The organism is Lysobacter sp. ESA13C (assembly GCF_019970005.1).
Lineage (GTDB): Bacteria > Pseudomonadota > Gammaproteobacteria > Xanthomonadales > Xanthomonadaceae > Lysobacter > Lysobacter antibioticus_B.
This window is the reverse complement of record NZ_JAHXYK010000007.1, coordinates 314616-338488: the sequence shown is the minus strand read 5'-3', so window position 1 is coordinate 338488 and position 23873 is coordinate 314616. Positions and strand designations below refer to the sequence as shown.

27 protein-coding genes are annotated in these 23873 nt (G+C 64.2%); 17 read left to right on the top strand and 10 right to left on the bottom strand.

All coding sequences use genetic code 11. The features are described 5' to 3' along the window. Positions 1 to 191: 191 nt before the first annotated feature. Together LC490_RS16340 and LC490_RS16335 are read right to left on the bottom strand one after the other, a co-directional pair. Entirely contained in the window at positions 192 to 560 is a 369-nt protein-coding gene (locus LC490_RS16340) for a hypothetical protein (RefSeq protein ID WP_223620873.1), read from the bottom strand. A 253-nt stretch (positions 561 to 813) separates the two neighbouring features. Next, positions 814 to 1224: an SRPBCC family protein gene (locus LC490_RS16335; protein ID WP_223620872.1), complete on the bottom strand. Its 411-nt coding sequence runs from the start codon at positions 1222 to 1224 to the stop codon at positions 814 to 816. A gap of 389 nt (positions 1225 to 1613) precedes the next feature. Between LC490_RS16335 and LC490_RS16330 the strand changes: the two genes are divergently transcribed. The 3 genes from LC490_RS16330 (at position 1614) to LC490_RS16320 (ending at position 3237) form a co-directional block, all read left to right on the top strand. Further along, positions 1614 to 2057, top strand: coding sequence for a hypothetical protein (locus LC490_RS16330; protein WP_223620871.1), 444 nt, complete (start codon positions 1614 to 1616; stop codon positions 2055 to 2057). Between the two features lie 68 nt (positions 2058 to 2125). Further along, entirely contained in the window at positions 2126 to 2761 is a 636-nt protein-coding gene (locus tag LC490_RS16325; RefSeq protein ID WP_223620870.1) for a hypothetical protein, read from the top strand. Positions 2762 to 2856: 95 nt separating this feature from the next. Continuing rightward, positions 2857 to 3237, top strand: coding sequence for a hypothetical protein (locus LC490_RS16320; RefSeq protein WP_223620869.1), 381 nt, complete (start codon positions 2857 to 2859; stop codon positions 3235 to 3237). 117 nt (positions 3238 to 3354) lie between these two features. Here the strand turns inward: LC490_RS16320 and LC490_RS16315 are convergent, their stop codons facing one another. Next, positions 3355 to 3825 carry a hypothetical protein gene (locus LC490_RS16315; protein ID WP_223620868.1) on the bottom strand — a complete coding sequence of 157 codons (471 nt, stop codon included), beginning with the start codon at positions 3823 to 3825 and terminating at the stop codon, positions 3355 to 3357. A gap of 451 nt (positions 3826 to 4276) precedes the next feature. Here LC490_RS16315 and LC490_RS16310 point away from each other — a divergent pair, with 451 nt between their 5' ends. Next, positions 4277 to 4489, top strand: a complete 213-nt coding sequence (locus tag LC490_RS16310; RefSeq protein ID WP_057916470.1) for a DUF6289 family protein — start codon at positions 4277 to 4279, stop codon at positions 4487 to 4489. A 371-nt stretch (positions 4490 to 4860) separates the two neighbouring features. Here the strand turns inward: LC490_RS16310 and LC490_RS16305 are convergent, their stop codons facing one another. Then, positions 4861 to 5124, bottom strand: a complete 264-nt coding sequence (locus LC490_RS16305) for a hypothetical protein (protein WP_223620867.1) — start codon at positions 5122 to 5124, stop codon at positions 4861 to 4863. A 1234-nt stretch (positions 5125 to 6358) separates the two neighbouring features. On the opposite strand from LC490_RS16305, the gene LC490_RS16300 reads away from it, so the two are divergent. Then, complete coding sequence (locus LC490_RS16300) at positions 6359 to 10141, top strand: right-handed parallel beta-helix repeat-containing protein (protein WP_223620866.1); 3783 nt, start codon at positions 6359 to 6361, stop codon at positions 10139 to 10141. Positions 10142 to 10323: 182 nt separating this feature from the next. On the opposite strand, the gene LC490_RS16295 is transcribed toward LC490_RS16300, so the two are convergent. Further along, entirely contained in the window at positions 10324 to 10761 is a 438-nt protein-coding gene (locus LC490_RS16295) for a hypothetical protein (protein ID WP_223620865.1), read from the bottom strand. 92 nt (positions 10762 to 10853) lie between these two features. Between LC490_RS16295 and LC490_RS16290 the strand changes: the two genes are divergently transcribed. The 3 genes from LC490_RS16290 to LC490_RS16280 all read left to right on the top strand — a co-directional run bounded on the left by LC490_RS16290 (position 10854) and on the right by LC490_RS16280 (position 13806). Further along, positions 10854 to 11618, top strand: coding sequence for a hypothetical protein (locus LC490_RS16290; RefSeq protein ID WP_223620864.1), 765 nt, complete (start codon positions 10854 to 10856; stop codon positions 11616 to 11618). A gap of 227 nt (positions 11619 to 11845) precedes the next feature. Next, on the top strand, positions 11846 to 12727 hold the full coding sequence (locus tag LC490_RS16285) for a hypothetical protein (protein WP_223620863.1): 882 nt from the start codon (positions 11846 to 11848) through the stop codon (positions 12725 to 12727). Continuing rightward, positions 12724 to 13806, top strand: coding sequence for a hypothetical protein (locus LC490_RS16280; RefSeq protein WP_223620862.1), 1083 nt, complete (start codon positions 12724 to 12726; stop codon positions 13804 to 13806). The genes LC490_RS16285 and LC490_RS16280 overlap by 4 nt, the downstream gene beginning before the upstream one ends. Before the next feature lie 224 nt (positions 13807 to 14030). Here the strand turns inward: LC490_RS16280 and LC490_RS16275 are convergent, their stop codons facing one another. Both LC490_RS16275 and LC490_RS16270 read right to left on the bottom strand, forming a co-directional pair. Beyond that, complete coding sequence (locus LC490_RS16275; RefSeq protein WP_223620861.1) at positions 14031 to 14828, bottom strand: LytTR family DNA-binding domain-containing protein; 798 nt, start codon at positions 14826 to 14828, stop codon at positions 14031 to 14033. 23 nt (positions 14829 to 14851) lie between these two features. Further along, a complete protein-coding gene (locus LC490_RS16270; RefSeq protein WP_223620860.1) occupies positions 14852 to 15928 on the bottom strand; it encodes a histidine kinase in 1077 nt (358 codons plus the stop codon). Positions 15929 to 16106: 178 nt separating this feature from the next. On the opposite strand from LC490_RS16270, the gene LC490_RS16265 reads away from it, so the two are divergent. Further along, positions 16107 to 16541, top strand: a complete 435-nt coding sequence (locus tag LC490_RS16265) for a nuclear transport factor 2 family protein (RefSeq protein WP_223620859.1) — start codon at positions 16107 to 16109, stop codon at positions 16539 to 16541. Between the two features lie 51 nt (positions 16542 to 16592). Next, on the top strand, positions 16593 to 17669 hold the full coding sequence (locus LC490_RS16260; RefSeq protein WP_223620858.1) for a hypothetical protein: 1077 nt from the start codon (positions 16593 to 16595) through the stop codon (positions 17667 to 17669). Positions 17670 to 17760: 91 nt separating this feature from the next. Here LC490_RS16260 and LC490_RS16255 read toward each other — a convergent pair whose 3' ends face one another. Then, a complete protein-coding gene (locus LC490_RS16255) occupies positions 17761 to 18240 on the bottom strand; it encodes a VOC family protein (protein ID WP_031371840.1) in 480 nt (159 codons plus the stop codon). 344 nt (positions 18241 to 18584) lie between these two features. Between LC490_RS16255 and LC490_RS16250 the strand changes: the two genes are divergently transcribed. From LC490_RS16250 to LC490_RS16240, 3 genes are all read left to right on the top strand, one after another. Beyond that, a complete protein-coding gene (locus LC490_RS16250; RefSeq protein ID WP_031371841.1) occupies positions 18585 to 18893 on the top strand; it encodes a hypothetical protein in 309 nt (102 codons plus the stop codon). Between the two features lie 21 nt (positions 18894 to 18914). After that, positions 18915 to 19211 carry a hypothetical protein gene (locus LC490_RS16245; RefSeq protein ID WP_223620857.1) on the top strand — a complete coding sequence of 99 codons (297 nt, stop codon included), beginning with the start codon at positions 18915 to 18917 and terminating at the stop codon, positions 19209 to 19211. Positions 19212 to 19279: 68 nt separating this feature from the next. After that, on the top strand, positions 19280 to 19693 hold the full coding sequence (locus LC490_RS16240) for a hypothetical protein (protein ID WP_223620856.1): 414 nt from the start codon (positions 19280 to 19282) through the stop codon (positions 19691 to 19693). 421 nt (positions 19694 to 20114) lie between these two features. Here the strand turns inward: LC490_RS16240 and LC490_RS16235 are convergent, their stop codons facing one another. After that, the gene (locus tag LC490_RS16235; protein WP_223620855.1) at positions 20115 to 20402 is read right to left on the bottom strand and encodes a hypothetical protein; all 288 of its coding nucleotides are present in this window, start codon (positions 20400 to 20402) and stop codon (positions 20115 to 20117) included. Between the two features lie 225 nt (positions 20403 to 20627). On the opposite strand from LC490_RS16235, the gene LC490_RS16230 reads away from it, so the two are divergent. The 3 genes from LC490_RS16230 to LC490_RS16220 all read left to right on the top strand — a co-directional run bounded on the left by LC490_RS16230 (position 20628) and on the right by LC490_RS16220 (position 22236). Continuing rightward, complete coding sequence (locus LC490_RS16230; RefSeq protein ID WP_223620854.1) at positions 20628 to 20798, top strand: hypothetical protein; 171 nt, start codon at positions 20628 to 20630, stop codon at positions 20796 to 20798. Positions 20799 to 20932: 134 nt separating this feature from the next. Continuing rightward, positions 20933 to 21322 carry a VOC family protein gene (locus LC490_RS16225; RefSeq protein ID WP_031371844.1) on the top strand — a complete coding sequence of 130 codons (390 nt, stop codon included), beginning with the start codon at positions 20933 to 20935 and terminating at the stop codon, positions 21320 to 21322. Between the two features lie 449 nt (positions 21323 to 21771). After that, positions 21772 to 22236: a DUF4019 domain-containing protein gene (locus tag LC490_RS16220; RefSeq protein WP_223620853.1), complete on the top strand. Its 465-nt coding sequence runs from the start codon at positions 21772 to 21774 to the stop codon at positions 22234 to 22236. Between the two features lie 314 nt (positions 22237 to 22550). Here LC490_RS16220 and LC490_RS16215 read toward each other — a convergent pair whose 3' ends face one another. After that, positions 22551 to 22946 (bottom strand): nuclear transport factor 2 family protein, encoded by a 396-nt coding sequence (locus LC490_RS16215; RefSeq protein WP_223620852.1) that lies wholly within the window; start codon positions 22944 to 22946, stop codon positions 22551 to 22553. 375 nt (positions 22947 to 23321) lie between these two features. Here LC490_RS16215 and LC490_RS16210 point away from each other — a divergent pair, with 375 nt between their 5' ends. Beyond that, the gene (locus LC490_RS16210) at positions 23322 to 23831 is read left to right on the top strand and encodes a lipocalin-like domain-containing protein (RefSeq protein ID WP_223620851.1); all 510 of its coding nucleotides are present in this window, start codon (positions 23322 to 23324) and stop codon (positions 23829 to 23831) included. Positions 23832 to 23873: the final 42 nt, after the last annotated feature.

Sequence of the window (23873 nt, the reverse complement as noted above, 5' to 3'; positions counted from 1 at the left end):
TTGGAAGTGCGCGGATATTCATAACCGAGCGGAAGCCTCTGATGAGGTTCCACCCGAGCGCGCAAGCGCCGCATCCGGGCGATGAGCCCGTATGCCGGAATGCGCGAGCCGGCTTCGTCGCCCGACTTGCGCAGCGATCTATGAGCCTCGTCGAGTGCGGGCGGATCAGCCCGATTCAGGCCACGCCTCGACTACCATCGGGCATTCGGCGCAGAGCTCAGGTCTTCGTATAGCCCAAGCACGTCGTTGTCATCCACGCCCGGATCGCCGATGGCGTACAGCGTTCCGAAAACCGCCTCGTAGGTGGCGCTGCGATAGAGCAGGCACAGGTCGGCGGCCGAAACGCCGGCCGCCAGCGCCCGCTCGATGGCCGGGCCGACCTCGCCGAAGCTGCTATCGGGGCGACGCCTGCAGTTGGCGATGATGGTGTCGAGCCTGGAGGGATCTCCCCGCGGATTGATGATCTCCCGCCAAAGATGCTCGATCAGTTCTTCTCTCGTAGGCATGGGGAACTCCCGTCCGCGATCGGCCCAGGATGAATCATGGATGGGAGGGCGCACAGGACGCCCTCCTGCTATGTGCGAGCTCAGGGTGCGAACTCACGAGCGAGTTGATTGAGCCGCTGCGTTGAAGCTCGCGAGCGCGTCCACTACGGCGAGTGCATCAGCGGCGGCCAGGCGGTGTCGCTGCCGACGCCGCGCTGGTTCCATCAGCACGATTGCGTAGCCGCGGAAGTTCGGCGGCTACGGCTGTCATGGCGCCGTTCTTCGGATTGCCTGCCCGAAGAGGCGGTGCTGCACTACGACGCTGGCCTCAAGCCTTCGCTTCGACGTAGCGCCCGAAGTTGTCGAGGATGGCCTGCCAGCCGGCGCGTTGCATCTCGGCCGGGTTTTCCGACTCCGCATCGAAGGTGGACTTCACCCGGACGCCGTCGGGGCCGTCGATGAATTCGGATTGGACTTCGCGCCCGTCGTCCATGCGATAGGCGATGGTCCGGTAAGGCTCGATACGGGTGTAGGTGCCCTCGAAGTCGAAGCCGAAACTACCGTCCTTGGCTTCCATGCGCGACAGGAATCGACCGCCTTCGCGCAGGTCGACGGTGCTGCGCGTGGTGTGCCAGTCCTCCTGGGCGGTATTCCACTGTTTGATGTCTTCGGGGGTGTTCCAGGCGGTCCAGACCTGGTCCAGCTTTGCGTTCACGAGGGTCTCGATGGTGATCTTCATTGCATTCTCCTTTGATGCCCGGGGTGGGCTTTCATTACTACGTCGAACAGGGAAGGGTCAAAACGACACGCGCCCGAAAATTTTTTTCGGTCTCGATGAGGTGAGCCCCGACCCGTCGTCCCAGGGGTGAGCCCCTGTCGGCTTGATGTCCCGAGGCGCCGGATGGTTTATCCCGATGCAGGCCGCTTCCGGTTCGGTTCCACTCGGCCATCGACGGGTATCCGCCGGGGCAACGGCGGACGTCGGCCTGACTTGGATCGGGTGCTGCCATGCCTCGCCGGTCGTGGGCGGGCGGATACCATCCCGATCTCAGTCGAGTAGCATGGGCGCAACTACTCATTCGAGCCGAAGCCGCTTGCTGTCTCGGCTTAATTACGGAACTGGCGAGCATGGAAAGCGTTTGGCGCCCGGCAATGTGGGTCTTGGCCAGCATGCTGCTGGCGGGCTGCACCGATGAGGTAATGGATGCCGGTTACCCGGCGACCTCGGATGCGGTAGCGAGCGGTGCGGTAAGAAGGGGCTGGGTTCCTGCGTGGGTGCCGGCCTCGGCCAGGAACCTCCAGGAAGTCCATGACGTGGACACCAACCAAAGCGCGCTTTCGTTCACCCTGGAACGCTCCGGGTGGCGACCGCCCGCGCCGTGTCGACGGGCGGAAGCTGATGAGTTTTCGGAGCCCGCGTTCGATCGTTCCTGGATTCCCTCCGGGCAGGACCTCACCGCCGCCTATGACCTTTACGGCTGTCCGTCTGGTCATGATGAGCCCATGCTGGAGGCCGTGGCTGTGCAAAGGGAGGGGACGCATGTGCTGCACTGGCGCGTGTTTTCCCGCTAGCGATTCATCCAAGCCGATGCCGCCTCGCGGCTCGGCTGAACTCAGGCAGTAGCCTGCAGGAGACCATCATGCGCAGCTTATGTCCGACAGTCTTCTTATGCCTTGTCGCCGCATCGGCACTCGCGCAGGCGCGCGAGCCGATCGTTGGCCTGCCCTGCGAAGGCTGCGATGCGGTCTTCGACGGTTTGCCCGACCAGTTCGGTTCACGCGCTCGTATCGCGCCGATTTCGGAACCGGGCCAGCCGATGCTGGTCACAGGACGCGTGCTCGATCAAGGGGGCAAGCCGCAGCCTGGCGTCATTGTTTACGCCTACCAGACCAACAGCGGCGGGATCTACCCGGAGCCATCGGGCGCTCGCGCATCGCATCGGCATGGTGCGCTCCGTGCCTGGGTATCGAGCGACGCGCAAGGCCGCTACGCATTCGACACCATCCGTCCCGGCAGTTATCCAAGCAGGGACACTCCACAGCATATCCATATGCATGTGCTCGAGCGTGGCTGCGCCACCTACTACATCGATGACATCATGTTTCTGGACGATCCGCTTCTGGCCAAGGCGGAGGTCGCCGGCCGGCCCAAGCGCGGCGGAGCCGGCATCGGCGCGCCGCTGCGCCACAAAGGCGTCTGGCACATCACGCGCGACATCCATCTGGGCCAGAATATTCCGGGTTACGGGTCGTGTCGCAGCGGCCGTGAGGCCTGACAATCCATTCAAGCCGAAGCGCGTCCCGGCTCGACCTGACTCAGGTGTTCCGAGTCAGGCGCTGGTTGGAACGCTAACTTTCAAGGATGACTCGTATGCAAGTGCCGTACTTGATTGCAGCAATTCTTGCCGCGGTAACCGGCGTGGTGCACTCGGTGCTGGGCGAGATTCTCATCTTTCGACATCTCCGCGACGGCACTTTGGTACCGGCACTGCCTGCGCCACCGCTACGTGTGCGCAATGTCCGAATCATCTGGGCCACGTGGCACCTCGCCACCTTGTTCGGCTGGGCGTTCGCGGGCGTTCTGTTGCAGTTGGCGCTCGGTCATCCCATGTCCGCGCAGCTCGCCATCAGCGCGATCGTGTTCGCCTATCTTGGTGGAGCGGTCCTGGTGCTGGTCGGCACGAAAGGGCGGCATCCCGGCTGGGTGGCGCTTGCGGCTGTGGCGGCATTGACGGCCGCAGGTTCCACCTGAGCATCGATGGCTCCTCCCGCAGGCGCCCTGACCGATCGTGGGCTCCGCCAGCGGCATAGATTCGTCGATGTGCTTGCGATGCCAGGGGCCAGGCACTCGATCGCGCTGGCGCATTGCTCACGGGCAGGCGAAGGCCACGCTGTGGACGAGTTGTTGCGTTGGGTCGGGTTCGATCTGCAAAAAGCAGGCATCCTCGTCGACGCCATAGTGCCAGGTGCCTTTGTCGTCGCCTTGGTAGATTTCGCCCTCGCCCCAACGTTTGCGCGCTTCCGCCAGTGGCTGGCCCGGGCACAAGCCCGAAGGCGTGCAATAGTCCGGCGATGTGGATTCCAGCATGAGAACTCGACCGGGCTCGATCATCTCGATACGCAAGCCACGATAGATCAGTTGATAATCATGATCGCCGGAGGCGCCTATCGTGCTCTGGGGCTTGCCGAGCTTTTTGCGGACCAGGGCCAGAGAATCGCCCAGCTTCAAACCGGCCAAGCTCAGCTCGCCACGGGATGGCGCGGCGGGCGGTGTGCCGCAGGCGGGTCCGGCGAACAGCAACGACATCAGAACGATGGCGCGCCAGTTATGAATCTGCATGGTGTCTCCAGGTCGCGGGTTCATGATCGCCCTTGCTTCGGCGTGCAGTTCATTGAAGCCGGCTTAGCCGAACCCCGCGCGCAACCTTGAGCGGGTCGTACCCATCCTCGCCGAAAGTTATCCGATTTGCACGCCGGCCCAGGGCGTTTGTTCCAAGGAGCGATGCGCGGTCTCTCGCCATCCGATGCGGAAGTTCGTGCCCGCGCTGGCGTCCTGGCTGTCGTCGAGGCGCTTGCGGCCCGGGGGCTATCTTGGGGAGGCGGCGTTACGAGTAGCCATCCTGATGGCGGTGCCAGGGAATTTCGCCGCTCTACAGCACGGCCGCAGTATGTTTCAGAAAAGAATCGTCGGATTTGTAGTTGCGAATTCGCGATGCCGGACACGGCCCACCGCGGCCCTCGCTGTATCTTGCCCCTGCGGCAATCTGTCGCAAGCCAAGGAGAGGATGACGATGCGCAACATCAAGTTGATCGTGTTGGGAGCCCTGTTGGCGGTCTCCGCCGGTACCGGCGCGGCAACCGCTTCCGCCGGCTGTTACTGCTCCGTCGTCTACTACGACGCAGCCGGTACCGTCGTCGGCATACGGCAGCCGGCCGGATGCGGCGATCCGGGCTGGGGCATCATGACGATCCGATCGAAGGCCTACGCTGGCTGCATCATGTAGCGCGTAACGCTCGCGATACTGCGAAGCCGCCCAGCGCTTCCGGGCGGCTTCGCATCCCTTGAGTCGAGCGCTCGCCGCTGTGCATCAAGTCGTCGCGAGCGAGTCGTCGAAGTCCGTCTTTGACGGAGAAGCAGGTTGTCCGGCGCGGCTGGATCATCCGCTATGCCGGCCCTAATGCACCGGCCTGCGTTTTGCGCTGTTCCTGTTGAGGCTTGGGAAACATTGCCGGCAGGGCGCCGCGCTCACTTCGCATCCGGTCCTGAGCGGATGACTTGTCGGCTCAGCCCAATGACGTCGGCCACGGACCGAAAAAACGGGACCCGTGCAGGGCCCCGCCTGGAATCGCATCGTACGTAGGCGGCTGCGAATCCCTACATCTCCACGATCGGTCCACCCGGATCCGGTGCCGGTGGGCAACCCCGGTCAGGGCTGCACAGTCCGATCAAACGCCATGCGGCGCCGCGGCACTGATACAGCGAGCCGGGATCGTACGGATGATCGTACGCCACCTGGAATAACTCGCCCTCCCGTTCCACGGTGCAGGCGTAGGTCGGTTCCGCTGCCACGGGCGCAGCCGAGCCGATCAGTCCTGCGAAGAGAGCGAGCGCGGCTCCTTTGGCAATCCATCCCTTCATGCGGTGTTCCTCCATTGAAAGCCGCCTCGCTTGATTCCTCTCTGGGTTTGGGCGGTGACTGTAAGCACGGCCCATCGCGATGACGCGAGCTCCCCGGAAGCGGCGGCGGCCTCCGGAATTCCCTGGAAACGACGCTAGCACAGGGCGTTTCGCCAGTCGGTGCGCAGATGCCGGTACCGGCGAGTTCGAGCAGATCGGCCGTGCTGTCGCCTGGGGGCGCTTGAACGACGTTGCGGGCCGCCGGGCCCTTGGGGCGGGCGGTGGATGCGCTCGGTTGCTGCGCGTCCGATCCGCAAGCATTCGCGGGAGCGAACAGGCGATCGCGTTGCGCTACCCGACCACGCATGCGGTCCGGCGCGGGTGCTGGAGCGGGATGCGACTGTCGGCATGCAGCGACGATGCGGGTGCCGCGGCCGCGTGCTGTTTCGCGATGCGATGTCGGCGACCGCCCGCATCGAGCTCTGCTGGCCGAGGCCTTAGCGCATCAGCCGCAATGGACATCGTCGGCCGATAGCGCGGTTGCCGGTCTATCGAGCCGGGCCGGGTGTCGGTGGGGATGGCCGTGGCGGACCCGGCGGCAGCGGCACAAAGCATGCAGATAGGGACGGGCTGATCCGGCCTGCGGAGAGGCCCATGGACGCTGCATCACGCGCTCTGCCGCCCAGCATCAGGGTGTGCCAGGAAGGGCAATTAGTGACCAAGAATGAGGCCAAAAAGGTCACCTTTGCGGACTGTTAATGGAATTTAGCTAAATTTTGGAGAACTTAGCCGAATTTGCCATTACTTAGGCGCTGCCGACGACTGGCATGATTTTTGTGACGTAAGTCACATAAACTAGATTTGTCGTCCGCCGCCCCCCTCCGGCCGGACGTGACCCAGTTCTCCGCGATTACGGATGGCTGGGCGATGCAGTTTTGCTTTGCGACCTGAGCAAGGTCTGCGGGCACAAGTCTGAACGGGCAGGAAGCCCCGATAGCTTTAGGGGGAGGCTATGTCGACCATCCAGTCCGAGATCCTGCGTTGCCGATTCGTAATGCGGCTGACGCTGTCTACGCGATCCAGCTCGTTAAGCCCAAGTGTCGCGACGGCGGGCCGCAGGACGCAAGCTGCCGGTTCGCATGACGTTGCAGTGGCGCGTCGCACACGGCGCGCGTTCCCTTTACCGCCCTGGGCGGCCGGATTGGCGCTGATACTGGGCGCAGGCCAGGCATTGGCGGCCACGTATACGGTCACGATGCCGTCCACCGATATCGCCGGCGCGTGCACGGCCGTAGTGGCGGGCGCATCCACCTGCACCTCGCTGCGCGCCGCCATCACCGCAGCGAACCTGACCACGACGGTGGACGACACCATAGCGTTCAGCGCAGGCGGCAGCATCGCCATTGCCTCGGCGCTACCGCTCATCACCGATACCACCACGGTCAATGGCAGCGGCATCACCTTGAACGGCGGTGGCGGGGCGTATTCGGCCATCCAGTTCAGCGGTGCCGGTGCGATCAACAGCCAACTGCAAAGCATCTCGATCGCGAACTTCAATCAGTCGGCAGTCACGATCGGCAATGCGCCTAACGTCTTGTTGAACAACAACACGATCAGCATGCCCAGCGACAGTTCCGATGCCATTCGCTGCTTCAACAGCGACAACTGCAGCATCACCGGCAATAACATAAGCAACGGCTTTTATGGCATCAGCGTGTTCAACGGCACCGCGATCGCCGGCTACAACGCCACGGTCACCGGCAACATCATCACCGGCACGAACTACGGCGTCGGTGTGGCCAGCGTAGGCAACGTTACCGTCGGCAACAATACGATCACTAGCACCAATTTCGCCGGCATCCGCCTGGTGCCGCAGTTCAACCTCAGCAATACCGACAACAACAGCATCACCAACAACAGCCTGACCGGAGGCGCCGGCGCAGGCATCGTGTTCCAGGGGTTCGGCGGGATGGTCGGGCTGAGCACCCTCAGCAACAACCTGATCCAGGGCAACACGATCACCGGCAATAGCGGAGCAGGCATCAGCTTCCAGAGTTCGCCTGGGGTGCTGGCCATCGATGCCAATACCATCACCGGCAACACCGTCACCGGCAACGGCGGCGACGGTGTCGAGATCTCCGGCGCCAATGCCGCCAACAATGCGATCTACGCCAACCTCAATATTTCCGCCAATGCCGGCCTGGGCATCGACCTCAATGCCGACGGCGTGACCTTGAACGATGCGAGCGACGGCGACGCCGGCCCCAACGGCCTGCAGAACTTCCCGGTGGTGACCAGCATTGCCGGCAATACGGTCGGCTTCACCCTCGACACCAGCGCCAATGCGAGCGGCTATCGCATCGATTTCTACAACAATCCCGGCGGCCTGGACCCGACCGGTTACGGCGAAGGCCAGATCTGGCTGGGCAGTTGCATCGTCGCCAGCCCCAGCGCCGTTACCCCAAGCACCTGCACGATCGCCGGGGTCAGCACCACCACCTTGCGCATGACGGCGACACGATGCCTGACCGGGGCCTGCACCTCGGGCGCGACCTCCGAGTTCAACACCATCGTCCCCACGGTGACGCTGACCAAGGGCCTGAGCGGCAATCGCCTGAGCGACAGCGACCAATTCACGGTGCAGATCAAGAACGGTGCGAGCGTACTCACGACCCCGGGCAACGATACCTCCGCGGGCAACGGCAGCTCGGTGACCGCCGGTTCCGGCACCACCGGGGCCACCGCGGTCGCCATAGGCACCGCCTACACCCTGACCGAAATCGCTGCCGGCACGGCCAACCTGGCCGACTACGCACAAAGCATCGCCTGCACCAACGCCAACACCGGCTCGACCACGACGCTGCCGAGCGGCAGCGCCCAGCCGTTTACGGTCAACCCGACCAGCGCCGCCGACAACATCAGCTGCACGCTGACCAATGCGTCTCTTTCGAGGGTGACGGTGACGAAGGTGTCCAACGGCGGCACCGGCACGTTCGCGTTCTCGGGCAGCAACGGGGTGGCGAACCACAGCATCGTCACTGCCAGTCCAGGCTTGGGCGTGGCCGGCGCGACGCAGACGCTGACCACGGCCGGCGCCGCGACGACGATCACCGAGGCCGCGCCGCCGGCCGGGTTCGTACTGAGCGCGATCAGTTGCACGGGTTTGGGGGCGGGCGGCACGGCGACGCCCACCATCAATGGCGCCTCGGGCGGCAATATCGTGCTCGATGCGGCGGCGACCGCGGCGGGCAGCAACATCGCTTGCACCTTCACCAACACCAAGCTGGCGACCTTGCGCATCCAGAAGACCCGCATAGGCACCGTCGGCGGCCCGGTTGTCTTCAATTTCAGCGGCGACGGCCCCGGCACCGGCCTGCCCAACGACGACAGTTTCTTCTTCAGCCTCAGCACCACCAGCAGCCAGACCCACGACTACGGCACCGTCAACAGCACGCCCTCGCCGGGCACCAGCGCGCTGAACAATTTGGTGCCAGGCACCTACACCGTCGGCGAGAGCTTTACCGACGGCAACAACAACGACTTCGAATTGACCAACGTCAGTTGCATCAACCAGGCCGGCGGGATCACCGGCAGCACCGTCACGCCGACTTACGGGGCCAACGGCGGCAGTGCCGCGATCAACCTGGTGGCCGGCGCGAACTACTTGTGCACCTTCATCAACACCCGCGATCCGCACATCGTGCTGACCAAGGAAGTGCAGGGCGTCGGCGCGACCTTCGGCTACAGCATCACCGCGACCGGCAACGGTTCGATCACGCCGGCCGCTCCGGCCCTGTCGCCGGTCAGCAACAGCACGGCCTCGGTCGATGTGGATGTTTCGGTGCAGAACAACAACTCGCGCGACGTGACGATCACCGAGAACGCGCCGCCGGCCGGGTACGTGCTGGTCAGCGTGTCCTGCACCAAGATCAGGACCGCCGCCAACGGGTCGATGACGTCCACCACCTACACCGGCAACATCGCGACCCGCGCGGTCACGATCCTGGATTTCACCCCGGACGACACCGGCTCGTGCAACTTCGTCAACGCCCAGCAGTCGACCGTGACGATCCGCAAGCTGAGCACCGGCGGCGCCGGTACGTTCGCGTTCACCGGCGGCACCAATGGCCTGCCCGCCAGCTTGAGCCTGAATACCGCCACGTCCAATCCGCAGACCTCGGCCGTATTCGCGCTGTCCACACCCGGCCAGTCGGCGAGCCTGACCGAAACCGTGCCGGCGGGTTGGACTCTGACCGGCGTCGCCTGCGTGGATGCGAGCAACAACGGCGTGCCCGTCACGTTGACCGGCAGCACCTTGACCATTCCAGGCGGCTCGACCGGAGGCGGCGAAGCCCTTACCTGCACCTTCAGCAACAGCAAGGCGCCGCGCCTGCGCCTGCAGAAACAATTGCCGCTGGGCCGCTTTACGGGCACCGACCAGTTCACTCTGAACATCGGCAGCAGCGCCGTCACCACCACCGGCACGACCAACGCACCGACCGAAACGGCGACGGTGGACCCGGCCGCGATCGGCACCAGTTACACGTTCGCGGAAGCCGCGGCCGCAGGCGCGGACCTGGCGAAGTACGCCGTTACCTACGCCTGCAGCAACGCGCTCGGCGGAGGGCAGGCACCGAGCGGCAGCGTCGGCAGTTTCAGCCTGACCCCGGTCGCCGGCGACGACCTGCTGTGCACCTTCGTCAACACCCGCAATCCGATCGCCGACCTGAGCATCACCAAGACCAATACGCCGGGTTCGGGGCCGAGCGATCTGGCCAACGACAGCCTGAGCCGGGGTGCGAGCACCACCTACACGATCGTGGTCACCAACAACGGCCCGGATGGCGTCACCGGGGCGAACCTGCGGGACCTGGCTTCGGATCGCAGCAATCTGGATTGCACCGCGCCCGCGACGTGCAGCGGCACGGCTTGTCCCTCGGGAACGCTTACGCCGGCGCAACTGGATGCCGGTGTCGTGCTGGGCGCGATGGCGATGGGAAGTACGGTAACGGTTGCGCTGACCTGTGTCGTGCAATGAGAGCGGCCGGCCACTGGCCGCTCTCTACCCGATGCTCCGGGCCTCCGACCCCCGGAACTGCACGATGTCCGCGTGCTTCCGGGGAGTGTCGACTCGATGCGGCAGCGAGCGAGCGGAGCTGAGACTTCTACGGAACCTTCCGGCCGATAGCCCAGGCCGGAAGGTCGAACCTGCTGGAGCCGTCATCCATTCGGCTCTACCGGCCGGCGAAGATCGAATCGGCAATGAAGACAGAAATCGGTTTGATAGTCGGTGTACGCACGGTCGTCGGACGGATTGTCCGCCACCCACTGATGCGGGATCTTGGCGCAGGACGGGCAACGGAACTGATCGGCTTTGTCGAGCCGCTTGACCGTGCGCACTGCCAAGACGATCAGGATGAGGACGGAAGCGGCTATCGTAGCGACGGCGACCGTGGTCGAGTGCGCAAGGGAGCCGAGGAGCCCGAAGGCGATGGCGCCATAGGAAAACAGCAGGGTGGTATCGGAGGGCGCCCTCAGTCGGTTGTACTCGTCTAACGTCATGCTTCTAAGGCCCCGTTCCTTCGCGATCTGAGGGCTAAACGATAGCAGTGTCAGTGCCTCCCGGCCGGCGATCGGTGCGAGGGCTTCATACTGCATCGGCCGAGCCTTCGCCGATTCGCATTCCCGGCTCGGGTCGGAGTTGCTAGCGGCTCCCGACTTCACTGCTTGAATAACAACAGAGGAAAGCCATGCGTTACTTGATGTATGCGGCAGTACTGGTGTTGCTTGCTGTCGGCGATGCGAAGGCGGAGCCGGTGGCAACCGACATCGTCGTTCGGGCGAAGGCCCGGGACGGAAAGTTCATCGGCTCGTCGATCGGAGGCGCCTGGGTTCGCATCAAGGACGCGGACAGCGACAAAGTGCTGGCGGAAGGCTTGACCGAAGGCGGCACCGGCGACACCGAAGCCATCATGAGTACGCCCCGAACGCGTTACGGCGCGATAGCGGGGAACGCCGCCGCATTCAAGGCCAGGTTGTTACTCGACAGGCCGGTGTTTGCGACCGTGGAAGTGCTGGCGCCTTACATCAAGAAGCAGGCCAGGACCGTATCGCAGACGCAGCTCTGGCTCGTCCCCGGAAAGCCCATCGCGGGCGATGGCTTGATCGTCGAGGTGCCGGGCATGATCGTCGACATACTGAGCCCGGGCACCCACCTGTACACGCCGCTCAGCCAGGCGCCCTACGAGCTCAAGGCGAATGTGGTCATGATGTGCGGCTGCATCCTCACCGAAGGCGGCACCTGGGACGGCAAGAGCATGGACGTGGCTGCGATCGTCGAGAAGGATGGCCATCCCTATAAAACGATACCGCTGCAGATGCAGGCGACGATGAACACCTTCCGGGCGCTGTTGGAGCCCGATGCCCCCGGCAACTATCGCATCACCGTCTATGCCTACGATCCGAAGACCGGCAACACGGGGGTCGACCAAACCAGCTTCGTGGTAACGAAATAAGCGGAGTCGGCCTCCGCTCGCTAGCGACTCATCCCGTGCCGCGCGATAGACCCAGTCGCGCCATCGCGGCGCGTGGGTATGGCAAACTCGGTCGGCTATGGCGCCGGTCGCCTTCGAGCGACGACCGTACGGCAAGCGACATCGGTTGCGGGTAACGCCGCGGATTGCGAGAGGCCTGGGTGGGTATGGAGCGACACGCAAGGGATGGCTGGCGGGGCAAGGTCCTGATGGGAGCCTTGGTAGCGCTCGTGGCCGGGGTGGCGGCCTGGTGGGGATTGGGGCGCGACCGGCCGACGGACGACGAGCACCGCTCGGCCTCGCAAGCGACACCGGCCGATGCGCCGGGACGGAACTCCGTGCCTGCCGCTGCGCCGCTGCCCCAAGGCTCGTTTCTCGATACCCACCAAGAACTCGAAGTCCGCGCGCGCGCAGGCGACGTGCGGGCCGCCTATCGCTTGGGTCAGGTCATCAGCCGATGTCGTGAGTACCAGCCGATTCCCGGTGGCGCCTTTACCGAGATGCTGGCGCAAGCGATCGCCAAGGCCGGCAGCAGCATGCGCTTGGGCGGACGCAGAATGGACGATCCGGACGTGCTGGATGCGTTGCTGTACGGCAAAGACAGAATGGACGCGATCTGCGGCGATGTAGGGGACTTGCCGGCCTCGGTAAGCAAGGGCGATGCGCGCGCCTGGTTCGAACTGGCTGCGGAAGGCGGCCATACGAAAGCGATGGTCGACTATGCCGCTTTCGCGTTCGAGGAATTCCCCTCCGAGGCGGACCTGCTGGACAACGCCGCGGAGGTGGTCGCACGGCGCGAGCGGGCCCGTGGATACCTGCGCCGTGCGTTCGAGGCGGGCGAGCCCGAGGCGCTGCTGGCATTGGCCGCGTCCCATGGGCATAACGCGTATCTGGGCCGCAACATGACCGACGCGCTCGCGTACTGGAAAGCGTATCGACGTACGGGCGAAGGCAGCCAGCTGCCACAAGGGCTTGCGAGGATGATGGAATCGCAATTGCTGGAGCATGCGAACCCCCGGCAGATACGCGATTCCGAGCGACGCTCGCTCGAAATCCAGCAGGCATTTCAGCAAAGGAGGGCACCGCGATGAAACGAGGGGTCGGGTTGGGAGTGTTGGCATTGGCCCTGGGCGGGCTGGCCGCGTGGTTCTATGTGGGCCGAGCCACGTCAACGCAGGGCGGCGTTACAGCGCAGGTCGTGAGCGCCGAAGCGAAAACTTCCGAGAAGCGCGCAGCGCCGGCTGGGCAAGATGCCGCCGCCGTGCTTCGGCAACGCCTGTCGCAATTTCCTCAAGAGTCGGCCGCGGATCGCGCAGCCAGCAAGCGCTTCCTCGAGCAGATGTGGAGCAAGCATCCATCCGGTAAGTGGTGGCTCCCTCCGCTCGACGAAGTCTATGCCGAACTGCGCGCGGCAGCGGAACGAGGCGACGTCCAAGCCGCCTATATTTTGGGAAGCCGATCGGACCAGTGCCGCAAGACGGCGATGGAAGGCACGCCGGACAAACTGCTGGCCCGGCTGGAAGATGAGATGGAGTCCTCGGGGGCCGCCGAATATGCACAAGCGCGCATGACGACCGTCAACGATCGATTCACCAGGGAACTCGAGCAGTACGAGTCCTGTTCGCGGGTGGGCCAGGCCGCCCTGGACGAATCGTTGCTGTGGTTGGAGCGGGCAGGTCGGGGCGACGCGAAGGATGCGAGGCTCGCCTATGTGGCCACCTGGTCCGAACAAGCGGGTCGCGACCGGGGTGGATTGATCGCCGACATCGAGCGCGCGGCGCAGCAGCGGACATTGGCGCACGAGTGGCTGGCTCAAGGCCTGGCCGCCGGCGAGGACCGCGCTTTGGATATCTACATCGATGCGTATTCCGGGACCGGCGGACTATTCCCGCGCGACCGGGTGCAGGAGCTGGCGTATGGCTATGCCCGCGACCTGGTCCGGGGCCGCCGCGGTACGGGGTTCGAGGCGCTCTGGGCGAATGGCCCGACTCGCTTCGGCGACCTGTCATCGCAGCAATGGGACGCGATCGAGGCGCAAGGGCGGGAGATTTTCAAGGCTCACTACGAATCGCGCCCGGTGGGGCCGAATGGAGCGCCGTCTTCGCCGTTGCGGAAGCTCCAGCAACAGCGGCAGGAGCGCGCAGGGGCTGTCGATGACGAGCGCAAATAAGGGCGCAGATAAACTAGCCTGGTTTGCGTTCGGCGGCGCGGCCTTTGCGGCGAAGGCTCCAGGCATGTCCCTTGCGAAGGCCGCCGAGGCCGAGTGAAACGCGCCGGTGTTCATCGACGGCGAGAACCGGCTTGATGAACGAGGCGACGGAAGCGAGCGGTCGCTTCCGTTGTTGCCCGAATGCCTGCATTCGGGGCGAGGCTGCCGACCGGAGCGGGGCCAGCTCAGGTCAGCAGCTTGAGTTTGTCGCGATAGCTGCGCGACAGCTTCAGCTCGTGTCCGGAGTCGAGCAGAAGAAAGTACTCGCCATTGAGGTGGGGGCGCATTTCCTTGACGCGCGCCAGGTTGACGATGGCCGAACGGTGGATACGCGCGAACTTATGCGGATCGAGGCGGCGCTCCAGTTGTTGCATCGTGCCGCGCAGGACGTGGGTTTCGTCGTTGGCGTGGATGCACATGTAGTCGCCGGCGGCATCGATCCAGCGGATCGAGTCGGCATCGATGCGCAGCAGGCGATGGCCGTCCTTGATCGTCAGCTTGGAGCCGGCGCGCGGATCCTCGTCGCCCAGCAGGCCGTCGACCTTCGATCGATGCGTTCCGGGCAGGGTTGCGATGAACTTGAGCAGGCGCTCGTAGTGATCCTCGGTCTTGCGCGCGGCCAGGCGCGAACGCGCGCGCTCGACCGATTCGTCCAGGCGCGCGTCGTCGACCGGCTTGAGCAGGTAGTCGAGCGCGCTCGCGGCGAACGCGGCGATGGCGTAGTGGTCGTAGGCGGTGACGAAAACCGTCAGCGGGATTTGCGCCGCCGGCAGCATGCGCAACAGCTCGAAGCCGTCGATCCCGGGCATTTGCACGTCCAGGAACATCAACTGCGGACGCAAGGCGGAAATGGCGTGGAATGCTTCGCGGCCATTGCCGGCTTCACCGACGATCTCGATGTCCTCGTGGCGGCCCAGCCGCAGCTCCAGCCCCCGCCGCGCCAAGGCTTCATCGTCGACGATCAGGGTGCGGATCTTCTTCATGTCAGGGCTTCTTCATCTCATGGCTACTGCGCGGTCGCGAACGGCAGCCGGATATGCACGTCCACGCCGCGAGGTTCGCGGTTGCGGATGTCCAGTCGTTGGCGCTCGCCGTACAGCACGCGCAGGCGTTCGCGGGTGTTGGCCAGCCCGACGGGGGCATGCCCGCCGGCCATGGGATCGGCCTCGACGAAGCCGGGGCCGTCGTCGCGAAGATGCAGGTCGAGCATGTCGCCGTCGAGCCGAGCGACCAGTTCGATACGTCCGCCTTCCTCGCGTTTCGATACCGCGTACTTGATCGCGTTCTCGATCAGCGGTTGCAGGATCAGGCTCGGCACCAGCGCATTGCGTACGGCCGGTTCGATATCGACGGCCATCTGCAGGCGATCGCCGAAACGCACTTGTTCGATGCCCAGGTAAAGATCGAGCGCATCGACCTCTTGCGCCAGCGCGACCGGCTGCTCGGGATCGGAATCGAGGGAGCGACGCAGAAACGCCGACAGGCTTGCGACCATGCGATAGGCCGTATCCCGCTGGTCGTCGAGGACCAGGGTGGAGATGGCATTGAGCGTATTGAACAGAAAATGCGGATTGAGCTGGTAGCGCAGCATCTTGATCTGCGCCGCGTGCGCGGCGTTCTGCGCACGCAATGCGGTTTCCTTCTGTTGTTGCAGCTGCAGCGCGAACTTGATTCCGAAGTACAGCCCGCTCCACGACAGAAGGATGTAGAGGGTCGAGGTGAAGTACCACAGATAACCGAAGATGCTGCGGATCTCGCAGTTGTCGCAATAGCGGAACGCGATGGTCACGTAAAGCTTCATCTGCACCAGCGTGGCGAGCACGAGCAGCGCGATCGCGGCGGCGGTCATCTGCGGCACCGACAAGCCCCACAGGCGCCGATAGCCCAGGCGCAGCAGGCTGGTGACGGCGAAGCCGCAGACGGCTACGGAAAGCGAGGCGGACACATAGTGCAGCGGCTTGCCGTCGCCCATCGCGGTGGTGAAGTGGAGTATGAAATAGCCGAACCAGCCGATGCTCTGCAAAGGCCAGAACAAACGCTTCGAGGCTGCCGACATCGAATCGGGCAAGACGATGGAGCTCATATGGGGATTCTTCGTGGCAGGCGGCCACTATGAATTACTCGATGCCCAGTGTGAAGGAGGCCCCTTGGGTCCAACGCCTCGTCGCATCTTAGCAACGCTCTGCCGCACGGCAGGCAGACTTCCGCTTTCGGGTCCTGCCTAATGGCCGAATCGATCCGACTCGGCGACAGAGACAACCATGCTGACATTTTCCTTGATCATGGCGGCGGCAGGCGCAGCGGCGCCCGCCCCGGCGAACGTCGATCCGGCGACGGTCGCGGCTATCGAAGCGACCTGCTTCGATTATGTGGACGGCCAGCTCGAGGCCGATCCGGATCGCGTCGCGCGCGCATTGCACCCGGACCTGGCCAAGCGCGCGGTGATCGGGGACACGCCTTACGAGCGGCTCGGCTTGCGGCGCATGTCCAAGGAAGAGCTGGTGGCGTTGACCAAGAAAGGGGGGTTGAAGACGCCGAAGGAACAGTGGAAGCGCAGCTGCCGTGTGCTCGACGTGGTCGGCAACGCCGCGTCGGTGCGCCTGGAAACCCAGTGGTTCGTCGATTATTTCCATATGGGGAAATTCGACGGTCGGTGGATCATCGTCAATGCCTTGTGGTACAGCAAGCCGAAGTGAGTCGCGCGCCGTCGATAAGGCCGTTGTCGCGAAATCCATAGGGGATATGTAATGAGAAATACGGTCCTAATGGCGCTCTGCGTGCTGGCGCCGGCCTGCACGCCGATGAATCCTGCCGAACCTGCGGCAGCTTCAGCCCAACCCTCGGTGGCCGTGCAGAAGCCGGGTGCCGCGCTGGGCGGCCAGCGTCAGCTGGTTTCGCCGCAGGCCGATGCCCCGCGCCTGCTCGGTGCGGATTGGTTGTCGGGCATGCGCAACGATTACAACCTCAGCACCGATTCCGTGCAGCGCGCGATGGTGTTCGCGCGTTCGGCGGCGAACTTCAAGGACAGTCGGATCTGGTTTGCGCGACGGGACGGCAGCGGCTGGGGAGAGGCTGCCGAGGCGCCGTTCACCGACCCGCGCTACCGCGACTCCGATCCCTGGTTGACGCCCGACGGTCGAACGCTCTATTTCGTTTCCAACCGTCCGCTCAGCGGCGAGGTGCCTAATGCCAGCCTGGACATCTGGCGCGTAGGCCTGGAGGACGGAAGTTTCGGCGTGCCCGAACGCCTCGCTACGCTGGCCAGCGATGGCGAGGAACTCGGTCCGGAGTTGCACGATGGTTGGCTGTACTTCAACAGCTCGCGCAAGGGCGGGCCGGCGAAACTGGCGCTCTACCGAGCGCGCGTGAACGGTAGTGGCTTCGATGCGCCGCAGCCATTGGGTGCCCCGTTCAACGACGGCGCGATTCAAGGCGACTTCACCCTTTCGTCGGATGGCGGCCTGGCCGTGTTCTGGAGCCAGCGCGGCGGCTCCGCCGATGCGGATCTGTTCGCCGCCTGTCGAACGAACGACGGCTGGTCGGCGGCGGTGCGCTTGCCGTCACCGATCAACGCAGCCGGCATGGACTTCACCCCGTCCCTCACCGCCGACGGCAAGGAACTGCGTTTCGCCAGCATGCGCACCTCGGCGCACGCCGACGATGCCGCTCAGGTGTTGAACGGACAAGCCAATATCTATGTGGTCCCGACGGCATTGGCGACTCAGGCACTCGCCGGAGAACTGAGCCAGGCAGGCTGCAGTCCGGCGGCCGCGCGCGAATTCTCCGCGGCGGCGCGGCCCGTCGGGGCAGGGCGTCGCTCGTAAGCAGCGCCTGCCCGGGCGGTTTCGCCCCTGCGCCCTCGTGCCGCCGAGCCCCGGAGCCACCGCCGCGGAGATCGGCCCGTCTCGTGGAGCCTCAGCCGCGCCGAGCCGCCTCGATCGTCGCGATGTCGATCTTGGTCATTTCCATCATGGCGTCGAACGCCCGCTTGGCGGCCGCCGGGTCGGGATCGGTGATCGCCGCGGTCAGGGCGCGCGGCGTGATCTGCCAGTTCAGCCCCCACTTGTCCTTGCACCAACCGCAGGCGCTGGTCTGGCCGCCGTTATCGACGATCGCATTCCACAGACGGTCGGTCTCGGCCTGGTCGTCGGTTGCGACCTGAAACGAGAAGGCCTCGTTGTGCTTGAAGGCTGGCCCGCCGTTCAAGCCGAGGCAGGGGATGCCCATCACCGTGAACTCGACGGTCAGCACATCGCCTTGCTTGCCGGACGGAAAGTCGCCGGGCGCGCGATGGACGGCTCCCACCGCACTGTCGGGAAACGTCTCGGCATAGAACTTCGCGGCGTCCAGTGCGGTGCCGTCGTACCACAGGCAGATCGTGTTTTTGTTGGCCATTCCGATTCTCCTAAGTTCAGTGGCATGCATCGTTCAACGGTGTGCATCGGGTTGCGCGGGAACTCGAACTGCGTCGTCGTCTTATCGGCCCGGGGCGCACGCGATCGTGGCGCACCTCAAGAGGCCGGGCAGGGATCGGCCCGGGGCAGCCGTTCGAGGATCGTACTCTTGTGGGGGAAGCATCCGCTGGTCGGACGCCAATGATCGATCCCGGGATATTCCGGCGCTCTGAAACGCTCGTTAAAAAAGCATGGAGCCGCAGCGCCAGGCACCCGAGGCAGCCGCGTGAGCGCCTCGTAACGCCGTCCTTTCGATTACCCTGTCGCCCTTCAAGGAGGAATGCGATGAAGCTTTATCACCGGATCAGTCTCGTCATCAGTCTGCTGTGCCTGGGGGCTTGGGTTTACGCCCACCTGGGCTATCGCTCGCCCGGGGCTCACGACGGCCAGGGCCCCGATCCACTGGGCATACTGCTGTACCTCGCGGTGTGGGTGGTGGGCGGCTTGCTGCTGCATTCGACCCTGGTCTCGACGTGGTTGGCGACGAGCAAGCGCAACGCGGAGCGGGTGCGCGAAGGTCGCATCGGCCTGTGGATCCAGGCGGCGGCATGGGCGGTGCTGGCGTTCTGCGTCTGGCCTTGGGTGTCGCAGTAAGTCCCGCTGCAGGCCCCGACCATGCGTGCCAAGACCGCATTCTCCACTGCCTTCCTTGCGACGATCTTCATCGCGTTCCTGGCCAATGCGGTTCCTTATTTCCTGACCCGTCGCGCCTATCAACGCGATGGCCAGGAAGTGGCCGGCTTTCCCTTCCTGTTCCGCAAGGTCGGAGGGGACTGCGGCGTATCGGCCTGCGACAGCTACGGCTTTCATGTCCTTCATTTCGCTGCCGACGCGGGGCTTGCGCTGGTCTGCGCCCTGTTTGCCGGATACATTGCGCTGCGATGGGCCCGGCGCGTTCGCGCAGGGGCTTAGCGATTCATTCAAGCCGTAGCCGTTTCGCTGTTGGCTTCAATCCGGGCGTTGGGGGCGCTGAAATCCGCATGGCCAAGCTCAAGATCACCTCCGTGCCTCCGGGCGAAGCGCCCGATTGGGTGCGGCAGCATTGGGTGGGGCTCGCTTTGCCGCTGCCCGACGGTTGCGAAGCGCCGGTGACGCTGCCCACCTTCGGCGTGCTTAGCGCTCCCAAGACTCGGATCGGTCAATACCTGGCTCGCTTCCTCGGCCGGGCTCGCACCGAGACCGGATACTTGGTCGAATCTCTTCCCGCGTTCGACCTGCTGGCTCAATCCAGTCGCGAAGCCGCCGACTGGTGGCGCGCCCATACGCCGGAGCTGGCGCAGCCCGGACAGTATTTGTTGTTCCAAATCGGCGTCGGCCATGTGCAGCCTTCGGATGCGTCCGAGCAGTCCATTCAAGCCGAATCGGTTCCACAAGCCAGCCTTACTCGGGCGTAACGCCAGAGGCGGACGACTTCATGGCAATCGCGCTTAGGCCAACCCATATTTTGCTGTGGTCTGCGGCGATCGCCGGATCGGCAGTGCTGGGCATTGCTCTGCTCATGCAAGACGCGAGACCACTTCAAGTCGTGGCTGAACCGTCGTGCCTGGCGCTACCGTCCAACCTCAGGAGGCTTGGGCCGGCTTTGGCGTCGAAGGAGATCGTCCGCGCTCACGTAAACCCGGAGTGGGAGGCGCTCAAGGCCGGGATGCATCCCGGAGATACCGTTCACGAGTTCGAGACTGGAGTGACAGGCGGCTTGCTCATCTTGCGGGGTAATTGCTACCTCGGGCAGACCGTGGACTCGATACGCTGATCTCCGGTATGCGGAACTGCGGTAAGCTTGCCCCAGGCCTCAGATAGCCGAACGCAATGTCCTTACCCAGGATCTACGCCGACTTCAATGGACTCGTACGCGGCGTCAGGAATTCGAAACGAACCGCTGTGGTGCTCGACACCTTCGGTTCTCTCCGGGATCTGGCCAATGCCGGCATCGTGCTGCGCGAAGGACTGCCGCTTGTCGTATTCGATGAGTCCGACGATGAGGAAGACCTCGAAGGTCACGGAACGGCGCAGTACGACCTGGCCAGAGGCTGGTGGGTGGTAGAGTTCGATGAGCTGGGCGTCAGGTATGTGCCCGCCGGTGACAGGCACCAAGTAGATCATTTCATGTGCGTGGTCTGTCGAGAAGATCTGCCCCAATGGAACAGTGTGCCGGCGGTTTTCACGAAAGGCGCTGCTTGTTCGAGGTGCGGTGCAAAGGTGACGCTTCCAGTGGCCCCTCCCGGATCGGCCACCTGACAATCGATTCGAGCCGAGGCAGCTTCGCGGCCCGACCTAACTCAAGCCCTGGATCCCGCCACCACTTCTACAGCGCTTACGAGTAAAGCCATGGTCAATGCACTTTCCTTGATCGTTGCTGCGATCATCCTGGCCACGTTCCTGTTTCTGGTCGTGTATGTAACCCGGCTCTTCATAATCCGCCTTCGTTCCAAAGAGTCCCGGCCAAAATCGCTGCTGCGCTGGCTGAGGGATCTTTTCGATCTGGCGCAGGGGCTGTAGGCCGCGGCCATGTTGCAGTAGCCGCGGGCTAGGTCTTGGCCATTGGGCTTAAGAGAGAGCAGGTCTGATGATTCGCTCGGGCCGGGCCGCTTCGGGGTTCGGCTTAATCAATTCTCGAATCGTAGGAGCATTCTATGAAGCGCACCTGGACCATCATCGGCGTCGCCGACGTCGCTCGCAGTTTCGGCTGGTATCAGTCCTTGTTCGGCCATGCCAAGACCGCTCCCGCTCACGACTTCTTCGGGCAAATCCGCGATGCGGACGGAACGGTCCTGATTTGTCTGCACCGATGGGGCGCTCACGACCATCCGTCCCTGGCCAGTCCCGAGCATGCCCAGCCCGGTAACGGGCTGCTGCTGTTCTTCCGTGTCGACGATTTCGACGAGACCTTGACCAGGGCGCGTGCGCTCGTCGCGACGCTGGAGGAAGAGCCCGGTCTCAATCCCAGCACCGGAACGCAAGAGTTCGCGTTGCGCGACCCCGATGGGTACTACGTGATGGTCAGCGCGCTTTCGGCCGATTGACACCCGCAGTCGCCAAGTTTCGCCGGCCTGTTTATCGAGCCGGCGAATCTCATGCCTCCGGCCGTATCCGTTGAAGGCGCCCTTCGATCCCGCCGACACAGGAGCGCCAGCGCATCTTGCAATGAAGCAGGGATACGGACTGGTTCGCGGTGGTGCCGAATCAAACGGCGATCGCAGCGGGGGACCAAACGGTCGGGCTGCGACGACTGTGATTTCTTTACTTCAGTTCTTAATTTCATAAGCAAGAATCAGGATCCGGCATGCATTTCTGAGTAGCCTGGGTTTGCCGTTGGCGTCGATGCCGATGCGGTCGAAGACAGATCGCCGAGGCCGGGAAATCGGGCGTCCGGGCGAACTTCGACCGGCGTAATCCACTGCCGGCACGGACCGTGACAGGTGCGCTTGCAGGAAAGAAGCCGCCGCGAGCGGTTCCTAACAGGATGAACAGTATGAAACGAACCCTATTGGGCTTGGCTCTGGCGATGCTCGCGTTCGGCGCGAACGCGCAGGGACGAACCGCAAACATGGCGGCGGCCGCCTACGTCTCGCCTTACGCACCGGTGGATCCGTCCAAGATGAGCGACGCCGCGATGCGAGTCGCCGCCTCGATCGACCGGGGCGGCATGGCCGACATGTGGGATGGCGCCTCGAAAGCGATGCAAAGCCGGGTCAAGAAGAAGGACTTCGTCGAGCGGATCGGCGAACTGCGAAAGAAGCTTGGGCCGGTCGTCGGCCGGTCGTGGATCGTCGTGCATCGGGAAAAGGGGGGCGCCGGCACGACGCTGCCCGCAGGTCAGTATGCCAGCGTGGAATTCGAGTTGGCCGCCGCCAGCGGGGTAAAAGCCAAGGAGCTGGTGTCCTTTACGTTGGATGCCGATGGGGTGTGGCGCGTGGTGGGCTACACGCTCAGATAAGCATGCGCAGGGCGGCGGCGCGCGCGAACCTGCGTAGCGCCGATCGTCGAACCTCACGGGTCGGCCTACGGTCGGGATCGGCCGCAGTCGCGCACGAAATCGACGATCAGCTCCGCGCCAGCTTCGGCGCGGGTCTCGAGTAGGAAATGCGGGCCGTCGAGCACGTGCGCTTGCATGCGCGGCAGGTCGCGCAATCAGGACAGAACTTCGGCGCGGTCGAAGACGCTGTCGTGCCGCCGTTACAGCATGGGCGCGGGCGGCCGCATGGCCTGGCGAAGATCGCTCGCCGACGATGCGGCCGCAAGCCGAAGCGGTCAGTGCTTGGTCGAGTCCGCAGGGCTTTCCGTGTGCATCACGCAACGCCACTGGTCGCCTACCTTGACCCAGGTCGAGGTGTCGTAGACATCCATCTCCGTGGTTTTGCCTTCCATCTCCACCTTCTGGAGCACGCGATAGCTGGCGACGGCCACATCGTCCGTAGGCAACAGGACGTCCATCGCGGATATCTTGTAGTCGAGCAGCTTGACTCGGTCGTCGCTCGCCATCTTGGTGTAGGTGGCATGGTCGAACTTGTGCGCACCATGCCCGCTGACCATGAGGGCCGGCTCGGTCAGCATTCCGGTGGCCACTTGCGGCGATCCCTCCAGTATCGACTGCCAGAACGCTTTCTCCAGCCGCTCGATCTCGCCTTTCTGTTTCGTCGTGCTCATGGCATTGCTCCCTAGTCGGGCCAGGAGTGCACAGGGATAAGTGCGAGCGCGTTATCCCGTCGTGAGAGGGATGCGGTCGCCGTATAACAATTCGTTCCAACCGCATCGCGGCTTGCTGGCTTTGGACAATGAATGCGCCGGTCCGAGCGCCGCCAAACCAGAGGGGCGTCACGTTTCTGGCCGGCTCATGGCGTCGAGCAGTGCGAGCGATATGGCGCGAACGCTCTTGTTGCCGCCGGGCCGAGTCGCTACACGACCCAGCATGCGCCATGCATGACGGATGGAACTGGCGCTGCGGCTTGGGCATGCGGATCTTCGGATGAACCGGGGCGGTCGACCTGCCGCAACCTTCGACGTCCATCAGAGGAGATCCTTATGAAAGCCGGTATTTTATTTCTGGCCTTGACCGGCCTGTCGATCGGCTGCGCCGTAGCGGCACCGCCGGCCGTCAAGGGCGACGCGGAGCCCTTGCGTTCCCGGCTCGTCGGTACCTGGCAAGTCATGGAAGTGGTCGATACCGATCCCGCCGGAAAGATCCAGCATCCTTATGGCGAGCGCCCCACGGGATACATCGTCTACGACCCGACCGGCCATCTGCATGTGCAGCTCATGCGCACGCCGGCGACGACGCCGTTCGCCGAGGGCGACCAGAAAGGCAGCGACCGCGAAGTCCGCGCCGCTTACGACGGCTATGTGGCCTACTTCGGCACTTACCGGGTCGACGAAGCGCAGAGCAGGGTGATCCATGAGGTGCAGGGCAGCCTGATGCCGAGCTACACCGGCACCGACCAGCCCCGTCCATTCAAGCTGAGCGGGGATGATCTGATCATCGAAGGGAAAACCCAGGAAGGCGGTTTCTACCGGCGGTTCCGCAGAGTCAAATAGGTCGCAGGTCCGGCCGAGTCTGCAGCGAATGCGGCGCCGGGC